This window comes from Sphingobium sufflavum (assembly GCF_021403115.1).
In the GTDB taxonomy this organism is placed as follows: Bacteria; Pseudomonadota; Alphaproteobacteria; order Sphingomonadales; family Sphingomonadaceae; genus Sphingobium; species Sphingobium sufflavum.
This window is the reverse complement of record NZ_JAJSSH010000002.1, coordinates 134,167-149,481: the sequence shown is the minus strand read 5'-3', so window position 1 is coordinate 149,481 and position 15,315 is coordinate 134,167. Positions and strand designations below refer to the sequence as shown.

Below are 15,315 nucleotides of genomic sequence, written 5' to 3'. Positions count from 1 at the left end.
ATGAGCAGCAGCGACCAGACCAGTGCAGTGCGTTCGGGCGAAACCGCAGCGCCAGACCGCCGTATCGTCGGCGGACGCTCCATTCGCTGGGACCAGGGCCGGGCCGATGCTGCCTATGCGCAGGGCCTGTGGGTCAAGGAAACACTGGCCGATGCGCTCGCCCGTGCCGCCGCCACCGAACCGAACCGCGTGCTGGTGTCGGAGGGCGATGTGCGAATCGACGCCGCCACGTTGCTCGCCCGCGCCACGACCTTGGCCCACGCCCTGCTCGCGCGCATCCCGGTCGGCAGTGTCATCAGCTTCATGCTGCCCAACTGGCACGAGGCGGCGGAAATCTATCTCGGCGCGACGCTGGCCGGAATGGTCGCCAATCCGATCCTGCCGTCCCTGCGCGATCATGACCTCGGCTTCCTGCTCAAGGATGTCGACAGCCGCATGATCTTCATCCCCGAAACCTTCCGCAAGCATGACTATGCCGCGATGCTCACCCGCGTGGCGGAGGCCTCGGACAATCCGCCGTTGGTGGTCGTGCTGCGCGGCGAGGCTGGCCCGCATATCGCCTATGCCTCCCTGTTCGACGGCGCGGAACCGCGCGACCTGCCCACGCTCGATCCCGACGCGGTGCGGATGATCATGTACACGTCCGGCACCACGGGCAGCCCCAAGGGCGTGCTGCATACCCATAATTCGCTGCACGCGCTGCTCCGCCAGATCGGGCAGCACTGGCATGCCGCGCCCGGCGACACCTTCCTCGTCCCCTCGCCAATCAGCCATATCGGCGGCTCCATCTATGCGTTTGAAGGGCCGTTGCTGCTCGGCACCAGCGTCATATTGATGGACCAATGGTATCCCGACGAGGGGGTGAAGATCATGGTCGACCAGAAGATCACTCATCTGGCCGGCGCGACCCCGTTTCTGGAGCAGTTGCTCGCTGCGGCAAAGGCGGCGGGCACCACCCTGCCCGACCTCAAGGTGTTCATTTGCGGCGGCGCATCGGTGCCCCCGTCGATCATCCGGGAAGCGTCGGCCTATCTCACCCACACCGCCGTCACGCGCGTCTATGGATCAACCGAGGTGCCAGTCACGACGGTGGGCGCACCCAGCCGCGACGATCTCGATCATGCCGCCGACACCGATGGCCGCATCGGTATTGCAGAGGTGAAGATCGCCGCCGATGGCGAAATTTGCGCGCGCGGCCCGCAAATGCTGGCGGGTTATATGCATGCCGAGCATGAGGCGAGCGTGTTCGATGAGGAAGGGTTCTACCGCACCGGCGACACCGGACGACTGCTCGACGGCGGCTATGTGGTGGTCGAAGGGCGCAAGAAGGACATCATCATCCGCTTCGGCGAGAATATCGCGCCGAAGGAAATCGAGGACATCCTCATCGAGCATCCCGGCGTGACCGAGATCGCCATCGTCGGCCTTCCCCATGAGCGGACCGGAGAGCAGGCTTGTGCGGTGATCGTGGAGGGACCGGAGGCTGCGCCGACACTCAAGGACATACTCGCCTTCCTCGACGCGAAGGGCGTGGCGCGCTTCAAGATCCCGGAGCGGATCGAAATCTGGCCATCCCTACCCAAGAACGATGCGGGCAAGGTGCTGAAGCACAAGATCCGCGCCGACCTGATCGCCGCGGACGAAGCCGCGAAGGGCTGATCCCGTGACGCGAGACTGGCAGGGTTTTGCGGAGGACTGGTGCGCCGCCTGGAATGCGCATGACCTCGACGCCCTGCTCGACCATTTCCACGACGATGTGCTGTTCACCTCCCCGGTGGCTGCGGGGCTATTGCCGGAGTCGGGCGGCAAGGTCAGAGGCAAGGTCGCACTGAAACACTATTGGACTGAGGGGCTGCGCCGCATCCCCGACCTGCATTTCACGATAGAGGCCATTTTTGCGGGTATCGACACGCTGGTCATCCAGTATCGCAATCAGAAGGGCATCAGCGTGTCCGAAGTGCTGACATTCGACGGGGACAAGGTGCGGCTGGGACATGGCACCTATCCGATCGGACTGGACAATCCTGCAGGTGCGGGGAGCAAGTAAGAGCTACTCTTACTCTCCTTCAGCACGTCCGCCCTGTCGTCACCCCACATCGGTTCCCGGCGCCAACCCTACCATCCCGCGCGCCATGGCGAGATGCATGGCGATGATCTCGTCGCGCTGCCGTGGGCCATGCCTGTCATACCATGTGCATACCCCGGTCAGCATGGACAGCATCGCAAAGGCCGTCACATGGCTATCCGCCAGCACAAAGGCCCCCTCCGCCACGCCATCCTCCAGAATGGCGATCAGGGGCGCTTCATAGGCGCGGCGCAGCGCGACGATGGCCGGCTTGTTCTCGTCGCTCAAAGATCGCAGTTCGAAATTGGCGAGACTGACCTCGCGCTTACGCTCCATATGATAGGCGACATGGAATGTGACGAAGGCATCCAACCGATGGGCAGCAGTCCCACCGTCAGGCAAAGCCTCCGCCAGGGCGGTATTCAGCGCCTCCAGATGATCCCGCAACAGGGCGAAGAGCAGGCCCTGCTTGGTGTCGAAATATTTGTAGAGCGATGCGGGCTGCACCCCAACCGCCGACGCCAGCATGCGCAGCGTCATCGCTTCATAACCATGGGTATAGATCAGCTCGACGCCCGCTTCGCGCACGGAGGCGAGGGTTCTGATGCCCGATGATCCTGTGGTCCGTACCATGGCTCCCGTGCCTAGCCAGCGGCGCGCGGCCTGTCGATGGCTTATGCCCGGCTCTCAAAACCCCGTTGCCCAGACAGGCGCATCCGGGCGATAGCAGGATCATGAGCGATGAAGCATCGAAGGAAGATGAGGCGCGCCTCACCGGCATGACGATCCAGCGCATCGGGGATGGCGCGCCCGGCTATCGGCTGGACAATCCCTTTGGCCAGTCGGTGCAGGTTCTGCCGACACCGCCCACATTCTCCGCCACCGTGACCTTGCATTGGGAAGGGGCAATGCCGGATGAGATCATCGCGTTGCTTGAACGCGCCCGCGCGGCGGGATTGTCCGTGGAAGACCATCCATAGACATCCGCTATCGAGCCATAATTGTCCTATTTTGTCGCAGCCACGCCCAAACGCTTGCGCGCCGCACCCTATATCTGAAATAGGATATGCTCCTTCCTCGCGACTAGCCTGATAAAAAGAGCATCCTTCCTTCATGCTGCACGCGCGCCTGCTTTTCCCCGCCACCGCTTTCTGCCTGCTGCTGTCCGGCTGTTCCGGCAAAGGTGATTCCGACGCCCGCAAGAAACCCACGCCGCAGGTCGGGTTCGTGGTGATGCGCCCGCAGGCGGTACCGATCCAGACCATCCTGTCCGGCCGTGTCGTCGCGGCGGAGACGAGCGAAGTCCGGCCCCAGATCACCGGCCTGATCCGCAAGCGACTCTTTACCGAGGGGCAGACGGTGCGCGCCGGGCAACCGCTGTTCGAGATCGACCCCAGCCTGTATCGCGCATCGGTGGAGCAGGCTTCCGCCAACCTCGCCAGCGCCCGCGCCTCTGCGGAAGCGGCGGCGACAAAGGCCGACCGCTATCGCCCGCTGGCTGAGATGGAAGCGGTGGCGAAGCAGGATTACACCGATGCGCTGGCGCAGGCGCGGCAGGCCCGCGCCGCCGTCGCGCAGAACGGCGCGCAACTGGAAACCGCGCGCATCAACCTGCGCTTTACCACCGTTCCGGCACCCATCGGGGGCAAGATCGGTCGTTCGCTGTTCACCGTCGGCGCGCTGGTCAGCGCCAATCAGGTCGATCCGCTAGCCGTGATCCAGCGGCTCGATTCGGTATTCGTCGATATGCAGCAGTCGAGCGGCGAACTGCTCGCCATGCGCCGCGCGCTGTCGAGCGGGGGTGCACTTCCCGGCAGCACGGCGGTACGGCTGCGGCTGGAGGATGGCAGCGATTATGGCCCGGTCGGCCGCGTCGAATTCTCGGAAGTGACCGTCAACGCCCAGACCGGGACTGTCACCCTGCGCGCGCGCTTCCCCAATCCGGGCGACGTGCTATTACCGGGCATGTTCGTGCAGGCCCGCTTCGATCAGGCGATGGACGCGAGCGCCTATCTGGTGCCGCAGCAGGCTTTGCAGCGGGATCTGGGCGGTGTCGCCTATCTCCTCCTCGTCGGGCCGGGCGACAAGGTGGTTCGCCGCAACGTCACCGCGGATCGCACCAGCGGCGCCAACTGGGTCATCACCAATGGCCTGAAGCAGGGTGACAAGGTCATCACGCAAGGCACCAGCGGCCTGCGCGCCGATGCGCCAGTGCGCCCGGTTCCCGCCAACAGCCCGCAGCGTATCGCACCGCCCGCCAAGGGAGCGAACAGCGGCACTGAAGGCTCCCCTCGCAGGCAGGGTGGCTGAACCAACCCATGTCCCGCATCTTCATCGAACGCCCGATCTTCGCATGGGTGCTGGCCATCGTCGTGATGATTGCGGGCCTTGGCGCGCTATCGGCCCTGCCGATCGCCCAATATCCGGACATCGCACCGACCCAGATCAATGTGCGCGCCAGCTATCCCGGCGCCAATGCCCAGACGGTCGAGAACAGCGTTACACAGGTGCTGGAGCAGTCGCTGACCGGCCTTGACGGGCTGCTCTATTTCAGTTCCCAGTCGAGTTCACGCGGTCAGGCCAACATCTCCGCCATCTTCCGCAAGGGCACCGACCCCGACATTGCGCAGGTGCAGGTCCAGAATCAGGTGCAGGCCGCTGTGTCCCGCCTGCCGACCCAGGTGCAGCAGCAGGGCGTGCGTGTCACCAAGTCTAACAGCGATCCGCTGCTCCTCGTCGCCATTTTCGACAAGAACAACCTGCGGTCCAATCAGGAAATTTCCGACTATCTGGCCTCCAACGTCCAGGACACGCTGTCGCGCGTGCAGGGCGTCGGCGAAGTCAATGTGTTCGGCGCGTCCCATGCCATGCGCATATGGCTCAACCCGCAAAAGCTGGCAGCCGTGGCCTTGATGCCGGGCGATGTCGTCACCGCCATCACCGCACAGAACACGGAGGTCGCAGCGGGCGACGTCGGCGGCCTGCCGTCGCCCAAGGGGCAGATGCTCAACGCCACCGTCACCGCGCAGGCCCGCCTCCAGACACCGGATCAGTTCGAGGCCATCGTCCTCAAGACCCTGACCGACGGGTCGAGCGTCCGGCTCAAGGACGTCGCACGGGTCGAGGTCGGCTCCGAAAATTACAACAGCCTTTCGCGATTCAACGGCCATCCCGGTGCCGGTATGGCGGTATCGCTCGCGCCCGGCGCCGACGCGCTCAAGACCGCCGAACTGGTGAAGGCCAAGGTGGACGAACTGGCGCGCAGTTTCCCCGACGGCCTCAGCCACGACTATGCCAATGACACCACCGCCTTCATCACTCTGTCGGTGGAGGAAGTGGTCAAGGCGCTGGTCGAAGCGATCGCGCTGGTCGTCATCGTCATGTTCGTGTTCCTGCAAAGCTGGCGCGCGACCCTGATCCCCGCCATCGCCGTGCCGGTGGTGCTGCTGGGCACTTTTGCCGTCTTCTATGTCACCGGCTTCTCCATCAACACGCTAACGCTGTTCGGCCTTGTCCTCGCCATCGGCCTGTTGGTCGACGACGCCATCGTCGTGGTGGAGAATGTCGAGCGGCTGATGCACGAAAATCCGGGCATGACGCCGCGCGAAGCGACGATCGAGTCAATGAAGGAGATTCAGGTCGCGCTGGTCGCCATCGCGCTGGTCCTGTGCGCGGTGTTCCTGCCCATGGCCTTCTTCGGCGGATCGACCGGTGTCATCTATCGCCAGTTCGCGGTCACGATCATCGCGGCCATGGCGCTGTCGGTGCTGGTTGCGCTGATCCTCAGCCCGGCGCTCACCTCTACCCTTCTGCGTCGGCCCGACGAGGAGGCCCATGGCGAAAGCTGGCTCGCACGGCACTTCCCCGGCGTAGCACAGGGGCTTCAGCGGGCGACGATCTGGTTCAACGACAGTTTCGACCGGCTCAAGGAAGGCTATGCCGCAACCTGTGGCCGGGTGATTAACCGCAAATGGCGTTTTCTGGGCATTTATGTCCTCATCGTCGCGGTAATGGGCGTCATGTTCCTGCGCCTGCCCAGCGGCTTCCTGCCGACGGAGGATCAGGGCGTGGTATCGCTCCAGACCCGCCTCCCACCCGGCGCCACGCTGGAGCGCACCTATGAGGTGCAGCGCGCCGTGGAACGCTATCTGCTGGATCAGGAAAAAGCGAACGTCCGCACCCTCTTCATCGTCGCGGGCGGCGGCGGGGGCGGCGGGCCATCCGGCCAGAATACCGGACAGGGCTTCCTCAACCTGGTGGACTGGAAGGACCGGCCCGGTGCGCAGCGCACGGCGGATGCGCTGGCCCAGCGCACATCCGGCGCGGTGAAGGGCCTTCGCGATGCACAGATTTTCGCGCTCGTGCCGCCCGCCGTGCGTGGCCTCGGCCAATCGTCGGGCTTTACCATGCAGTTGCAGAATAACAGCGGCATGGACCGGGCGCAGTTCCTCGCCGCGCGCGACGCCTTGTTGCAGGAGGCCAGCAACGACCCTCGTCTTCAGGCCGTCCGCCTGACCGATCTCAACGACCTCGCCACCCTGAAAGTGGATGTGGACCAGCAGAAGGTCACGGCGCTCGGCCTCAGCCCGTCGGACGTCAATGCGACCCTGTCGACGGCGTGGGGCGGTCGCTACGTCAACGACTATATCGAACTGGGCCGTGTGAAGCGCGTCTATGTGCAGGGCGATGCGCCCTATCGCTCCGATCCTTCCGGTCTGGGCCAATGGTTCGTGCGCGGATCGGACGGGGCGATGGCCCCCTTCTCCGCTTTCTCGCACATCGGCTGGTCCACGGCGCCTGCCAGCCTCTCGCGCTTTCAGGGCATGTCGTCCTTTGAATTTCAGGGCCAACCGGCCGCGGGCGTGAGTTCGGGCGAAGCGATGGATGCCATTGCGGATCTGGCGGCAAAAGTGCCCGGCACCAGTGTCGCCTGGTCCGGCGTTTCCTATGAGGAACGGCAGGCTGGCGCACAGGGGCCGCTGCTCTATGGCCTGTCGCTACTGGTCGTCTTCCTGTGCCTCGCGGCGCTCTATGAAAGCTGGTCGATCCCGGTGGCGGTGCTGCTGATCGTGCCCCTGGGCTTGATCGGGGCAATTCTGGCGGTTGTTCTGCGCGGGCTGGAGAATGACGTCTATCTCCAGATTGGCCTGCTCACCACCATGGGTCTGGCGGCAAAGAACGGCATCCTGATGGTCGAGTTCGCGGAGCAGGAGGAGCGCAAGGGCCGGGGCGTGCTGGAGGCTGCGCTGGAGGCCGCGCGGATTCGCCTGCGTCCAATCCTGATGACCAGCTTCGCCTTCATCTTCGGTGTACTGCCGCTGGCCATCGCGACTGGTGCGGGCGCCAACAGCCGCGTCGCCATCGGCACCTCCGTCATCGGCGGCATGGTCACCGGCACATTGTTGGCGGTGTTCTATATCCCGCTGTTCTTCGTGCTGGTCCGCCGGGGCGTGCGCGACGGAGTGCAGGCAGTGCGCCGCCGGTTCGGTCGGGAGGGTCGCGCATGACCCGCCGGCCGCTCCGCCATCTTCCTCCCCTGCTTGCCACCGCTCTATCGGCCTGTTCGATGGCGCCCGGATATGAACGGCCTGCACCGCCCGTGCCGCTCTCTTGGCCGGTGGGCGATGCCTATCTGGTCCGGTCGGAGGCGGGTGTGCCGACGATATCCTACCGCGACATCTTCCGCGATGCCCGGCTCCAGGCACTGGTGGAGCAGGCGCTGGCCAACAACCGCGACCTGCGCGAAGCCGCCGCCAATCTCGCCGCCGCGCGCGCGCAAGTACGTGTCCAGCGCGCGCAGCAATTTCCGGAGATCGTCACCGGCTTAAGCGCCAGCCGGGACAGCGGCGCCAACCGCGCCGCCAGCAGCAGCTTTGCGCTCGACGCCGGGATCAGCGCCTTCGAATTGGACCTGTTCGGCCGCCTTGCCAACGCCACGGATGCAGAACGGCAACGCGCCCTCTCGACGGAGGCAGCCGCACGCACCGTCCGACTCGGCCTCGTCGCCGATATTGCCGATGCCTGGTCGACCCATGCCGCCGATGCCGAACTGCTGCGCATTGCGCAAGACACCGTCGCGAGCGCCCAGCGCAGCGTCGGCCTGACCGCCGCGCGATTGAAAGGTGGTATCGCACCCCGCACCGACCTGCGGCAAGCCGAGCAGATATTGGCGACTGCACAGGCCGACGTTGCGGCACAAACGACCGCGCTGGCGCAGGATGTAAACCTGCTGCGCTTGCTCGTCGGTGCGCCGGTGGATGCGTCGCTGCTGCCGACCCGTCTGGATGAGGTGGCAGGAACCGTGGCGACGCTGCCGCCCGGCGCCAGCTCAGACATATTATTGCGTCGCCCGGATGTGCTGGAAGCCGAATATGGCCTGCGCGCCGCCAACGCGGAGATTGGCGTGGCCCGCGCGGCGCTGTTCCCGCGCATCACGCTCACCGGCCTGCTAGGCTTTGCCAGCGATTCTCTCCGCACGCTTCTCGACTCGGCGTCGTTCCACAACAATATCGGCGGCGATGCGAACCAGGCGATCTTCTCCGCGGGCGGCGTTCGCGCAGGCGTAGCGGCCAGCAAGGCGCAGCGCGACGCCGCCCTCGCGGTCTATGAGAAGGCAATCCAGACCGCCTTCCGCGAAGTCGCCGACGCACTGGCCCGGCAGGGCACGATCGCAGATGAGATGCGCGCGTCCACCGCGCGCGTCACCGCCTCTAGCGACACCGCCCGCCTGACCGAGGCGCGCTATCGCGGCGGGGTGGACAGCTATCTGGAAAATCTCGACGCGCAGCGCAGCCTGTACAGCGCCCAGCAGCAGGAAATCGCCACCCGCCTTACCCTCGTCGCCAACCGCATCGCCCTTTACCGCGCACTCGGTGGCGATCAGGCGACAGCCGCTGGGCAGTAGGGCGCCGAACAACCGACTCCCCCGGCCGGCCCGCCGCACATTTCTCCGACTCATTCTGCGGATCGAATGGCAGCGGGACAGCCGACCACCAGCCAGCCATCCCGCTTCCTCTCTACAACTGCCGCAACGCCCGCGCCGGCCGAACCGACATCATCGGGATAGACCCCGCCAGCCCGATCCCCAGCGTCAGCACCGCTCCGCCCGCCAGCGTGCCGAGTACCACGCCCCAGTCCGGTGACCAGTTGAACGCAAATATCTGCACGATCACGAACCACGCCGCCAAGGTTCCCAGCAACAGCGACACCGCCGCCAGCATCAGCGCCAGCAACCCATATTCCAGCGCCTGCGTGCCCAGAACCTGCGCCCGCGTCGCGCCCAGCGTCTTGAGGATCACGCTGTCATAGGTGCGCGCCTGCCGGGAGGCGGCGATCGCGCCCACCAGCACGGCGATGCCCGCGAGAATGGTGATGGAGGCCGCCCACAGGATCGCGCCTGTCATCTGGTCGAGCAGTCCACTGATCTGGCCGATCATTTCCCCCACAGCGATCACCGACGCACCGGGAAACGCGCCGAGCAACACGCGGGTCATCGCATTTTCCTGCGCCTCCCCGGCCTTGCCAGCCGCCATGCTGATCGTCGCGGTCAGGCTGTGCGGAGCGGTCGCCAATGTGTTGGGGGAGAAGACCAGCACATAGTTGAAGCCCATCGTCTCCCAATTGACCTTGCGAAGCGAGGCGATGCGCGCCTCTATCTCCCGGCCCAGCACGCTGACCGTCATGCTGTCGCCGACCCCGACCCCCAGAGCCTTTGCCTGTTCCTCGTCGATGGACAGCAGCGGGGGCCCACTATAGTCGCGGGGCCACCATTGCCCGGCTGTGACAACGCTGCCTTCGGGCAGGGTCGCGCTGTAGGTCACCCCGCGCTCGCCGCGCAATATCCATGCGCCCTCCGGTTGTTCCTTCAGGTCAGCGACGCGCTGCCCGGCATAGGCGACAACCGTGCCACGCAAGGTGGGTACGATGTTCAACCTCGCGCCCGCGCTCTGTTTCTCCACTATGGTGCGAAAGGCCGCTTCGCTGGGCGAGGGCAGGTCGAGGATGAAGAGATTGGGCGCCTTCTTCGGCACCGTCCGGGCAATCTCCGCATTCAGGCTGGTCTGGATACCCGCCAGCGTGACGAACAGAGTCAGCGCCAGTCCCAGCGCCACCACCAAGGCTCCGGTCTGCGCACCGGGGCGGTAGAGATTCGCGATGGCAAGACGCAGCAGCGGCCGCCGCGGCCAGGGCACGCGCCGCGCGATCAGGCTGACAAGCCGACCGAGCAACAGGAGCAGGAGCAACACCGCTCCCGTCGCACCCAACACCGCCGCCGCGAACAATGGCTCCCGCGCTGTACCCAGCACAATGGCAACCAGCATCAGCGCCGCTCCACCTACGCCGATCAGCGTGCGCCGGTCCCGTCCATGGCGGGGATCGACCGCCGCACGGAACAGGGCGGCGGCAGGTGCCGTGCGTGCCCGTGCAAGGGGCGGCAAGGTAAAGATGAGGGCGATCAACAGACCATAGACCGCACTGGTCACCAGTGGCTGGACATGCAACCGAAACCCCGGCTGCACCGGCAACACATCACCCGCCAACATGACGATGGCCGGGGGCATAATCGCGCCCACGCCCAAGCCCAGCAGGATCGCGACCACTGCCACAGCGCCCAGTTGCAACAGATAGATACGCTCTATGTCAGCCGAGGTCGCACCCAATATCTTCATCGTGGCCAGACTGCCGCGCTTGAGCGCCAGATAGGAGCCGACACCATTGCTGACGCCGATCCCCGCCACGATCAGGGCGGTCAGCCCGATCAGCGACAGAAATTGCCCCATCCGTTCGATGAAACGGTTGGTGCCGGGCGCGGCCCGTTCCCGGTCCTTATATTCCCAGCCTTCTGTAGCGTAGCGTTTCTCCAGCCCCTCGCGCAGGGCATGGGCATCCTCGCCAGGAGACAGCCGGATGCGATATTTGCTGCTGAACAGACTGCCCGGCTGGATCAGTTGGGTGCGGCGCAGACCCTCCATCGACACGATGCCGACCGGGCCGAGGGTAAAGCCCTCCCCGACACGATCCGGTTCGTCGACGATAATGTCGGCGATAGTGAAAATCGCCTGTCCATAGCGTAGCCGGTCACCACGCCCTACGCCCAGCCGCTCGGCCAGCGCCGGGCCGATCAGAATGCGATCGGCAGGCAGCGGCGCGTATGTTCCATGCTGGAGGGCCAACGCGCCATAAAGCGGGTAGGCCCCATCGACGCCCTTCAGTTCGGTCAGCACGGCGGGCGACTTGCCCTTACCCGCGTCTCCGGCCTCCTGCGCCATGGCACGCATGCGGATCGTCTCGCTGAACGCGCCCAGTCTGGAAAGGGCGGCGCGATGCCCGGCGTCCAGCTCCCGCTGCGTCAGTTGCACCTCAATATCGCCGCCGAGGATGGTCTGGCCCCGCGCCGCGATTTCACCGGTGATGGAGGCGGTCAGGCTGCCGATCGCCGCCAGCGTTCCCACGCCCAGGAACAGGCAGAGAAAAAGCAGGCGCAGGCCGCGAAAGCCCGCGTGCAGGTCTCGCCGTGCGATGCGCCAACTGGCGCCCCAGCCCAAAGTCTTCATGGGCGTCGTCTTCACGGGCGTCGCTCGGCCACGATCTGCCCATCGCGCATCTCGACGATGCGGTCGCACCGTTCCGCCAGCCCCGGATCATGGGTGATGATGAGGAGGGTCGCGCCCGCTGCCCGCTGCCGCGTGAACAACAGGTCGATCACCGCCGCGCCCGTCGTAGCGTCAAGGTTGCCGGTCGGCTCGTCGGCGAAAAGGATGTCCGGCTCCGGCGCCATGGCGCGCGCGATGGCGACACGCTGCTGCTCGCCGCCCGACAGTTGCGTCGGATAATGGTCGATCCGATGACCCAGCCCCACCGCCGACAATTCTTCCCCCGCACGGACAAAGGCATGGTCATGCCCCGCCAGCTCCAGCGGAACAGCCACATTCTCCAGCGCCGTCATGGTGGGAAGGAGGTGGAAGGACTGGAGGATGATGCCGATCCGTCCCCGGCGCGCTCGCGCCAATGCATCCTCGTCCAGCGCGCCGAAATCGACGCCCGCAATGGATACCGATCCCCCGCTCGCCCGCTCCAGCCCGGACAGAACCGCCATCAGCGACGACTTGCCCGATCCTGACGCGCCGAGGATCGCCAAGCTCTCCCCCTTGGCGATGTCGAGGTCGACCCCTTTCAATATGGCGGTCGTGCCGAGCGAGAGGGTGACATTGCGCGCCCGGATCGCAATATGGGCCTGGTCTATGGTCGCGTGCATGAAGAAAGGGCGCTCCTTGAGGAGATTGGTCATGGCGAGATTTCGCCAATATGGAGCTTGTCTGGCGCTTGTCCAACTGGCCATCGCCTGTTCGCCATCCGCACCGGAGCAGAATGGGTCCAATAGGGTGATGGCCACCGCACCGATATCCTCCGCCGATACTGCGGTACCGGCCGATACGAAGCTGGTTCTGGTGTTCGGCGACAGTCTCTATGCAGGCTATAATCTTGGTCCGTCGGAGGGATTGGCGCCTGTCCTCGAACAGGCCCTGACCGCCGGATCGCTCAAGGCGCTCGTGGTGAATGGCGGCGTTTCGGGCGATACCAGCGCGGCGGGTCTGGCCCGCCTTGCCTTCACGCTCGACGGCCTGCCCCGCAAGCCCGACCTTGTGCTGGTCGGTCTTGGCGGCAACGACATGCTGCGCGGTCTGGAACCGGACGCGACCCGCGCCAATCTCGCCGCCATAATCACCGAATTGCAAAAGCGCGGTCTGCCCGTCATGCTCACCGGGATGCTCGCCTCCCCCAATATGGGGCCGGATTATGCGGGGGCGTTCAATCCCATCTACCCCGACCTTGCGAAGAAATTCGGCGTACCGCTCTATCCCTTCTTCCTCCACGGGGTGATCGACCATCGGGAACTGAAACTGCCCGACGGCATCCACCCCAACGCCAAAGGGGTAGCGACAATCGTCGCCAGGCTGTCGCCCATGGTCGCGAACAAGCTGGAGAAATAGATCGGCGGTCAGCGGCCTCTCCAGCCAGCGCCGCATTATCTGCCAACTAATGAAAAAGGACCGGAGGATTGCTCCTCCGGCCCTTCTTTCTTGATCGAATGACCGACAGAACTTCGATTAGAAGTCCATGCCGCCCATGCCGCCCATGCCGCCGCCGGGCATGCCAACCGGGCCGCCCTTGTCGTCGGGCAGTTCGGCGATCGTAGCTTCCGTGGTGATCAGGAGGCCAGCAACCGAAGCTGCGTTCTGGAGCGCGGTGCGCACGACCTTGGTCGGGTCGATGACGCCAGCGGCCTTCAGATTCTCATAGGTGTCAGTGGCGGCGTTGAAGCCCTGGTCCACGTCACCCACGCGCAGCAGGTTGCCCGCGACGACCGCACCATCATGACCAGCGTTCTGCGCGATCTGACGGATAGGAGCCTCGATCGCCTTGCGGATGATGTCGATGCCACGGGTCTGGTCGTCGTTGGCGCCCTTCAGGCCGTCCAGAGCGCGGATGGCATAGAGGAGAGCCGTGCCGCCGCCGGGGACGATGCCCTCTTCCACAGCCGCGCGGGTCGCGTGGAGAGCGTCGTCGACGCGGTCCTTGCGCTCCTTGACTTCCACTTCGGTCGCGCCGCCGACCTTGATGACAGCAACGCCGCCAGCGAGCTTGGCGAGACGCTCCTGGAGCTTCTCCTTGTCATAGTCCGACGTGGTGGACTCGACCTGTGCACGGATCTGCTCGACGCGGCCCTTGATGGCCTCGCCGTCGCCAGCGCCGTCGACAATGACGGTGTTGTCCTTGTCGATGGTGACGCGCTTGGCCTGACCCAGCATGCCGAGCGTCACATTCTCCAGCTTGATGCCGAGGTCTTCCGAGATCGTCTGACCATTGGTCAGGATCGCGATGTCTTCCAGCATCGCCTTGCGGCGGTCACCAAAGCCGGGAGCCTTGACGGCAGCGACCTTCAGGCCGCCACGCAGACGGTTGACGACGAGCGTGGCCAGAGCCTCGCCCTCAATGTCTTCCGCGATGATGAGCAGGGGACGACCCGACTGAACGACGGCTTCCAGGATCGGCAGGATCGCCTGCAGGTTGGACAGCTTCTTCTCGTGGATCAGGATGTAGGGGTCGGACAGTTCGACCTGCATCTTTTCCGGGTTGGTCACGAAGTAAGGCGACAGGTAGCCGCGGTCGAACTGCATGCCCTCGACGACGTCCAGCTCGAATTCGAGGCCCTTGGCCTCTTCGACGGTGATGACGCCTTCCTTGCCGACCTTCTCCATGGCTTCGGCGATCTTGCGACCGACTTCCTCATCGCCATTGGCGGAGATGATGCCGACCTGTGCGATCTCTTCCGAACCAGTGACGGGGGTCGAACGCTTCTTGAGGTCTTCCACGACGGCGGTGACGGCGGTGTCGATGCCGCGCTTCAGGTCCATCGGGTTGATGCCGGCGGCAACCGACTTCATGCCTTCACGAACGATCGCCTGCGCCAGGACGGTCGCGGTGGTCGTACCGTCACCGGCCTTGTCGTTGGACTTGGAAGCCACTTCGCGCAGCATCTGCGCGCCCATGTTCTCGAACTTGTCCTTCAGTTCGATTTCCTTGGCGACCGAAACACCGTCCTTGGTGATTCGGGGCGCGCCGAAGCTCTTGTCGATCACGACGTTGCGGCCCTTCGGGCCAAGCGTCACCTTGACCGCATCGGCCAGGATGTCGACGCCGCGCAGAATGCGCTCACGAGCGTCGCGCGAGAATTTTACTTCCTTCGCTGCCATGGTCTTGTACCTTTTCTAGTCTGAAAAACTGTGGATCTGAAACTGCAACAATCGGGTCAGCGGATCAGCCGATGACGCCGAGAATGTCGCTTTCCTTCATGATGAGTAGGTCCTGGCCGTCGACCTTAACCTCAGTGCCCGACCATTTGCCGAACAGCACGCGGTCGCCAGCCTTGACGTCGAGCGGCGTCACCTTGCCATCTTCGGCCTTGGTGCCGGTGCCGACGGAGACGATCTCGCCCTCTTGCGGCTTTTCCTTGGCGGTATCGGGGATGATGATGCCGCCAGCGGTCTTCTCTTCAGCTTCGATGCGGCGAACGAGCACGCGGTCGTGCAGCGGACGGAATGCCATATGAGTTCCCTTTCCCTAAACAGGCGCCGCGATCGCCGTCCGCCCTTGTCCTGGCCAGCCTTAAGGCCGGGGAACAGGGAATCGAACGGTGGTGTCGCGGGCGCGAAAGCCATGCTTAGCACTCATTGGGTCAGAGTGCTAAC

At 64.9% G+C, this 15,315-nt stretch carries 12 protein-coding genes; 7 read left to right on the top strand and 5 right to left on the bottom strand.

Going from position 1 to position 15,315, the window contains the following annotated elements; all coding sequences use genetic code 11:
* Positions 1-1,659 (top strand): AMP-binding protein, encoded by a 1,659-nt coding sequence (locus LWE61_RS03895; protein WP_234148725.1) that lies wholly within the window; start codon positions 1-3, stop codon positions 1,657-1,659.
* A 4-nt stretch (positions 1,660-1,663) separates the two neighbouring features.
* Positions 1,664-2,047 carry a nuclear transport factor 2 family protein gene (locus LWE61_RS03890; protein ID WP_234148724.1) on the top strand — a complete coding sequence of 128 codons (384 nt, stop codon included), beginning with the start codon at positions 1,664-1,666 and terminating at the stop codon, positions 2,045-2,047.
* 39 nt (positions 2,048-2,086) lie between these two features.
* Here the strand turns inward: LWE61_RS03890 and LWE61_RS03885 are convergent, their stop codons facing one another.
* Entirely contained in the window at positions 2,087-2,698 is a 612-nt protein-coding gene (locus LWE61_RS03885) for a TetR/AcrR family transcriptional regulator (RefSeq protein ID WP_234148723.1), read from the bottom strand.
* A 101-nt stretch (positions 2,699-2,799) separates the two neighbouring features.
* Here LWE61_RS03885 and LWE61_RS03880 point away from each other — a divergent pair, with 101 nt between their 5' ends.
* From LWE61_RS03880 to LWE61_RS03865, 4 genes are all read left to right on the top strand, one after another.
* Positions 2,800-3,045 carry a hypothetical protein gene (locus LWE61_RS03880; RefSeq protein WP_234148722.1) on the top strand — a complete coding sequence of 82 codons (246 nt, stop codon included), beginning with the start codon at positions 2,800-2,802 and terminating at the stop codon, positions 3,043-3,045.
* Between the two features lie 133 nt (positions 3,046-3,178).
* Positions 3,179-4,375, top strand: coding sequence for an efflux RND transporter periplasmic adaptor subunit (locus LWE61_RS03875; protein WP_234148721.1), 1,197 nt, complete (start codon positions 3,179-3,181; stop codon positions 4,373-4,375).
* An 8-nt stretch (positions 4,376-4,383) separates the two neighbouring features.
* Entirely contained in the window at positions 4,384-7,572 is a 3,189-nt protein-coding gene (locus LWE61_RS03870; RefSeq protein WP_234148720.1) for an efflux RND transporter permease subunit, read from the top strand.
* Positions 7,569-8,969: an efflux transporter outer membrane subunit gene (locus LWE61_RS03865; protein ID WP_234148719.1), complete on the top strand. Its 1,401-nt coding sequence runs from the start codon at positions 7,569-7,571 to the stop codon at positions 8,967-8,969. Before LWE61_RS03870 ends, LWE61_RS03865 begins: the two co-directional genes overlap by 4 nt.
* A 112-nt stretch (positions 8,970-9,081) precedes the next feature.
* Here the strand turns inward: LWE61_RS03865 and LWE61_RS03860 are convergent, their stop codons facing one another.
* Together LWE61_RS03860 and LWE61_RS03855 are read right to left on the bottom strand one after the other, a co-directional pair.
* Positions 9,082-11,619, bottom strand: a complete 2,538-nt coding sequence (locus LWE61_RS03860; protein WP_234148718.1) for an ABC transporter permease — start codon at positions 11,617-11,619, stop codon at positions 9,082-9,084.
* A gap of 11 nt (positions 11,620-11,630) precedes the next feature.
* Positions 11,631-12,320 carry an ABC transporter ATP-binding protein gene (locus LWE61_RS03855; protein ID WP_234149059.1) on the bottom strand — a complete coding sequence of 230 codons (690 nt, stop codon included), beginning with the start codon at positions 12,318-12,320 and terminating at the stop codon, positions 11,631-11,633.
* 31 nt (positions 12,321-12,351) lie between these two features.
* Here LWE61_RS03855 and LWE61_RS03850 point away from each other — a divergent pair, with 31 nt between their 5' ends.
* Complete coding sequence (locus tag LWE61_RS03850) at positions 12,352-13,056, top strand: arylesterase (RefSeq protein ID WP_234148717.1); 705 nt, start codon at positions 12,352-12,354, stop codon at positions 13,054-13,056.
* A gap of 117 nt (positions 13,057-13,173) precedes the next feature.
* On the opposite strand, the gene groL is transcribed toward LWE61_RS03850, so the two are convergent.
* Entirely contained in the window at positions 13,174-14,820 is a 1,647-nt protein-coding gene (gene groL, locus LWE61_RS03845; protein ID WP_234148716.1) for a chaperonin GroEL, read from the bottom strand.
* Positions 14,821-14,884: 64 nt separating this feature from the next.
* Complete coding sequence (gene groES / locus LWE61_RS03840; protein WP_234148715.1) at positions 14,885-15,172, bottom strand: co-chaperone GroES; 288 nt, start codon at positions 15,170-15,172, stop codon at positions 14,885-14,887.
* Between the last annotated feature and the right edge of the window lie 143 nt (positions 15,173-15,315).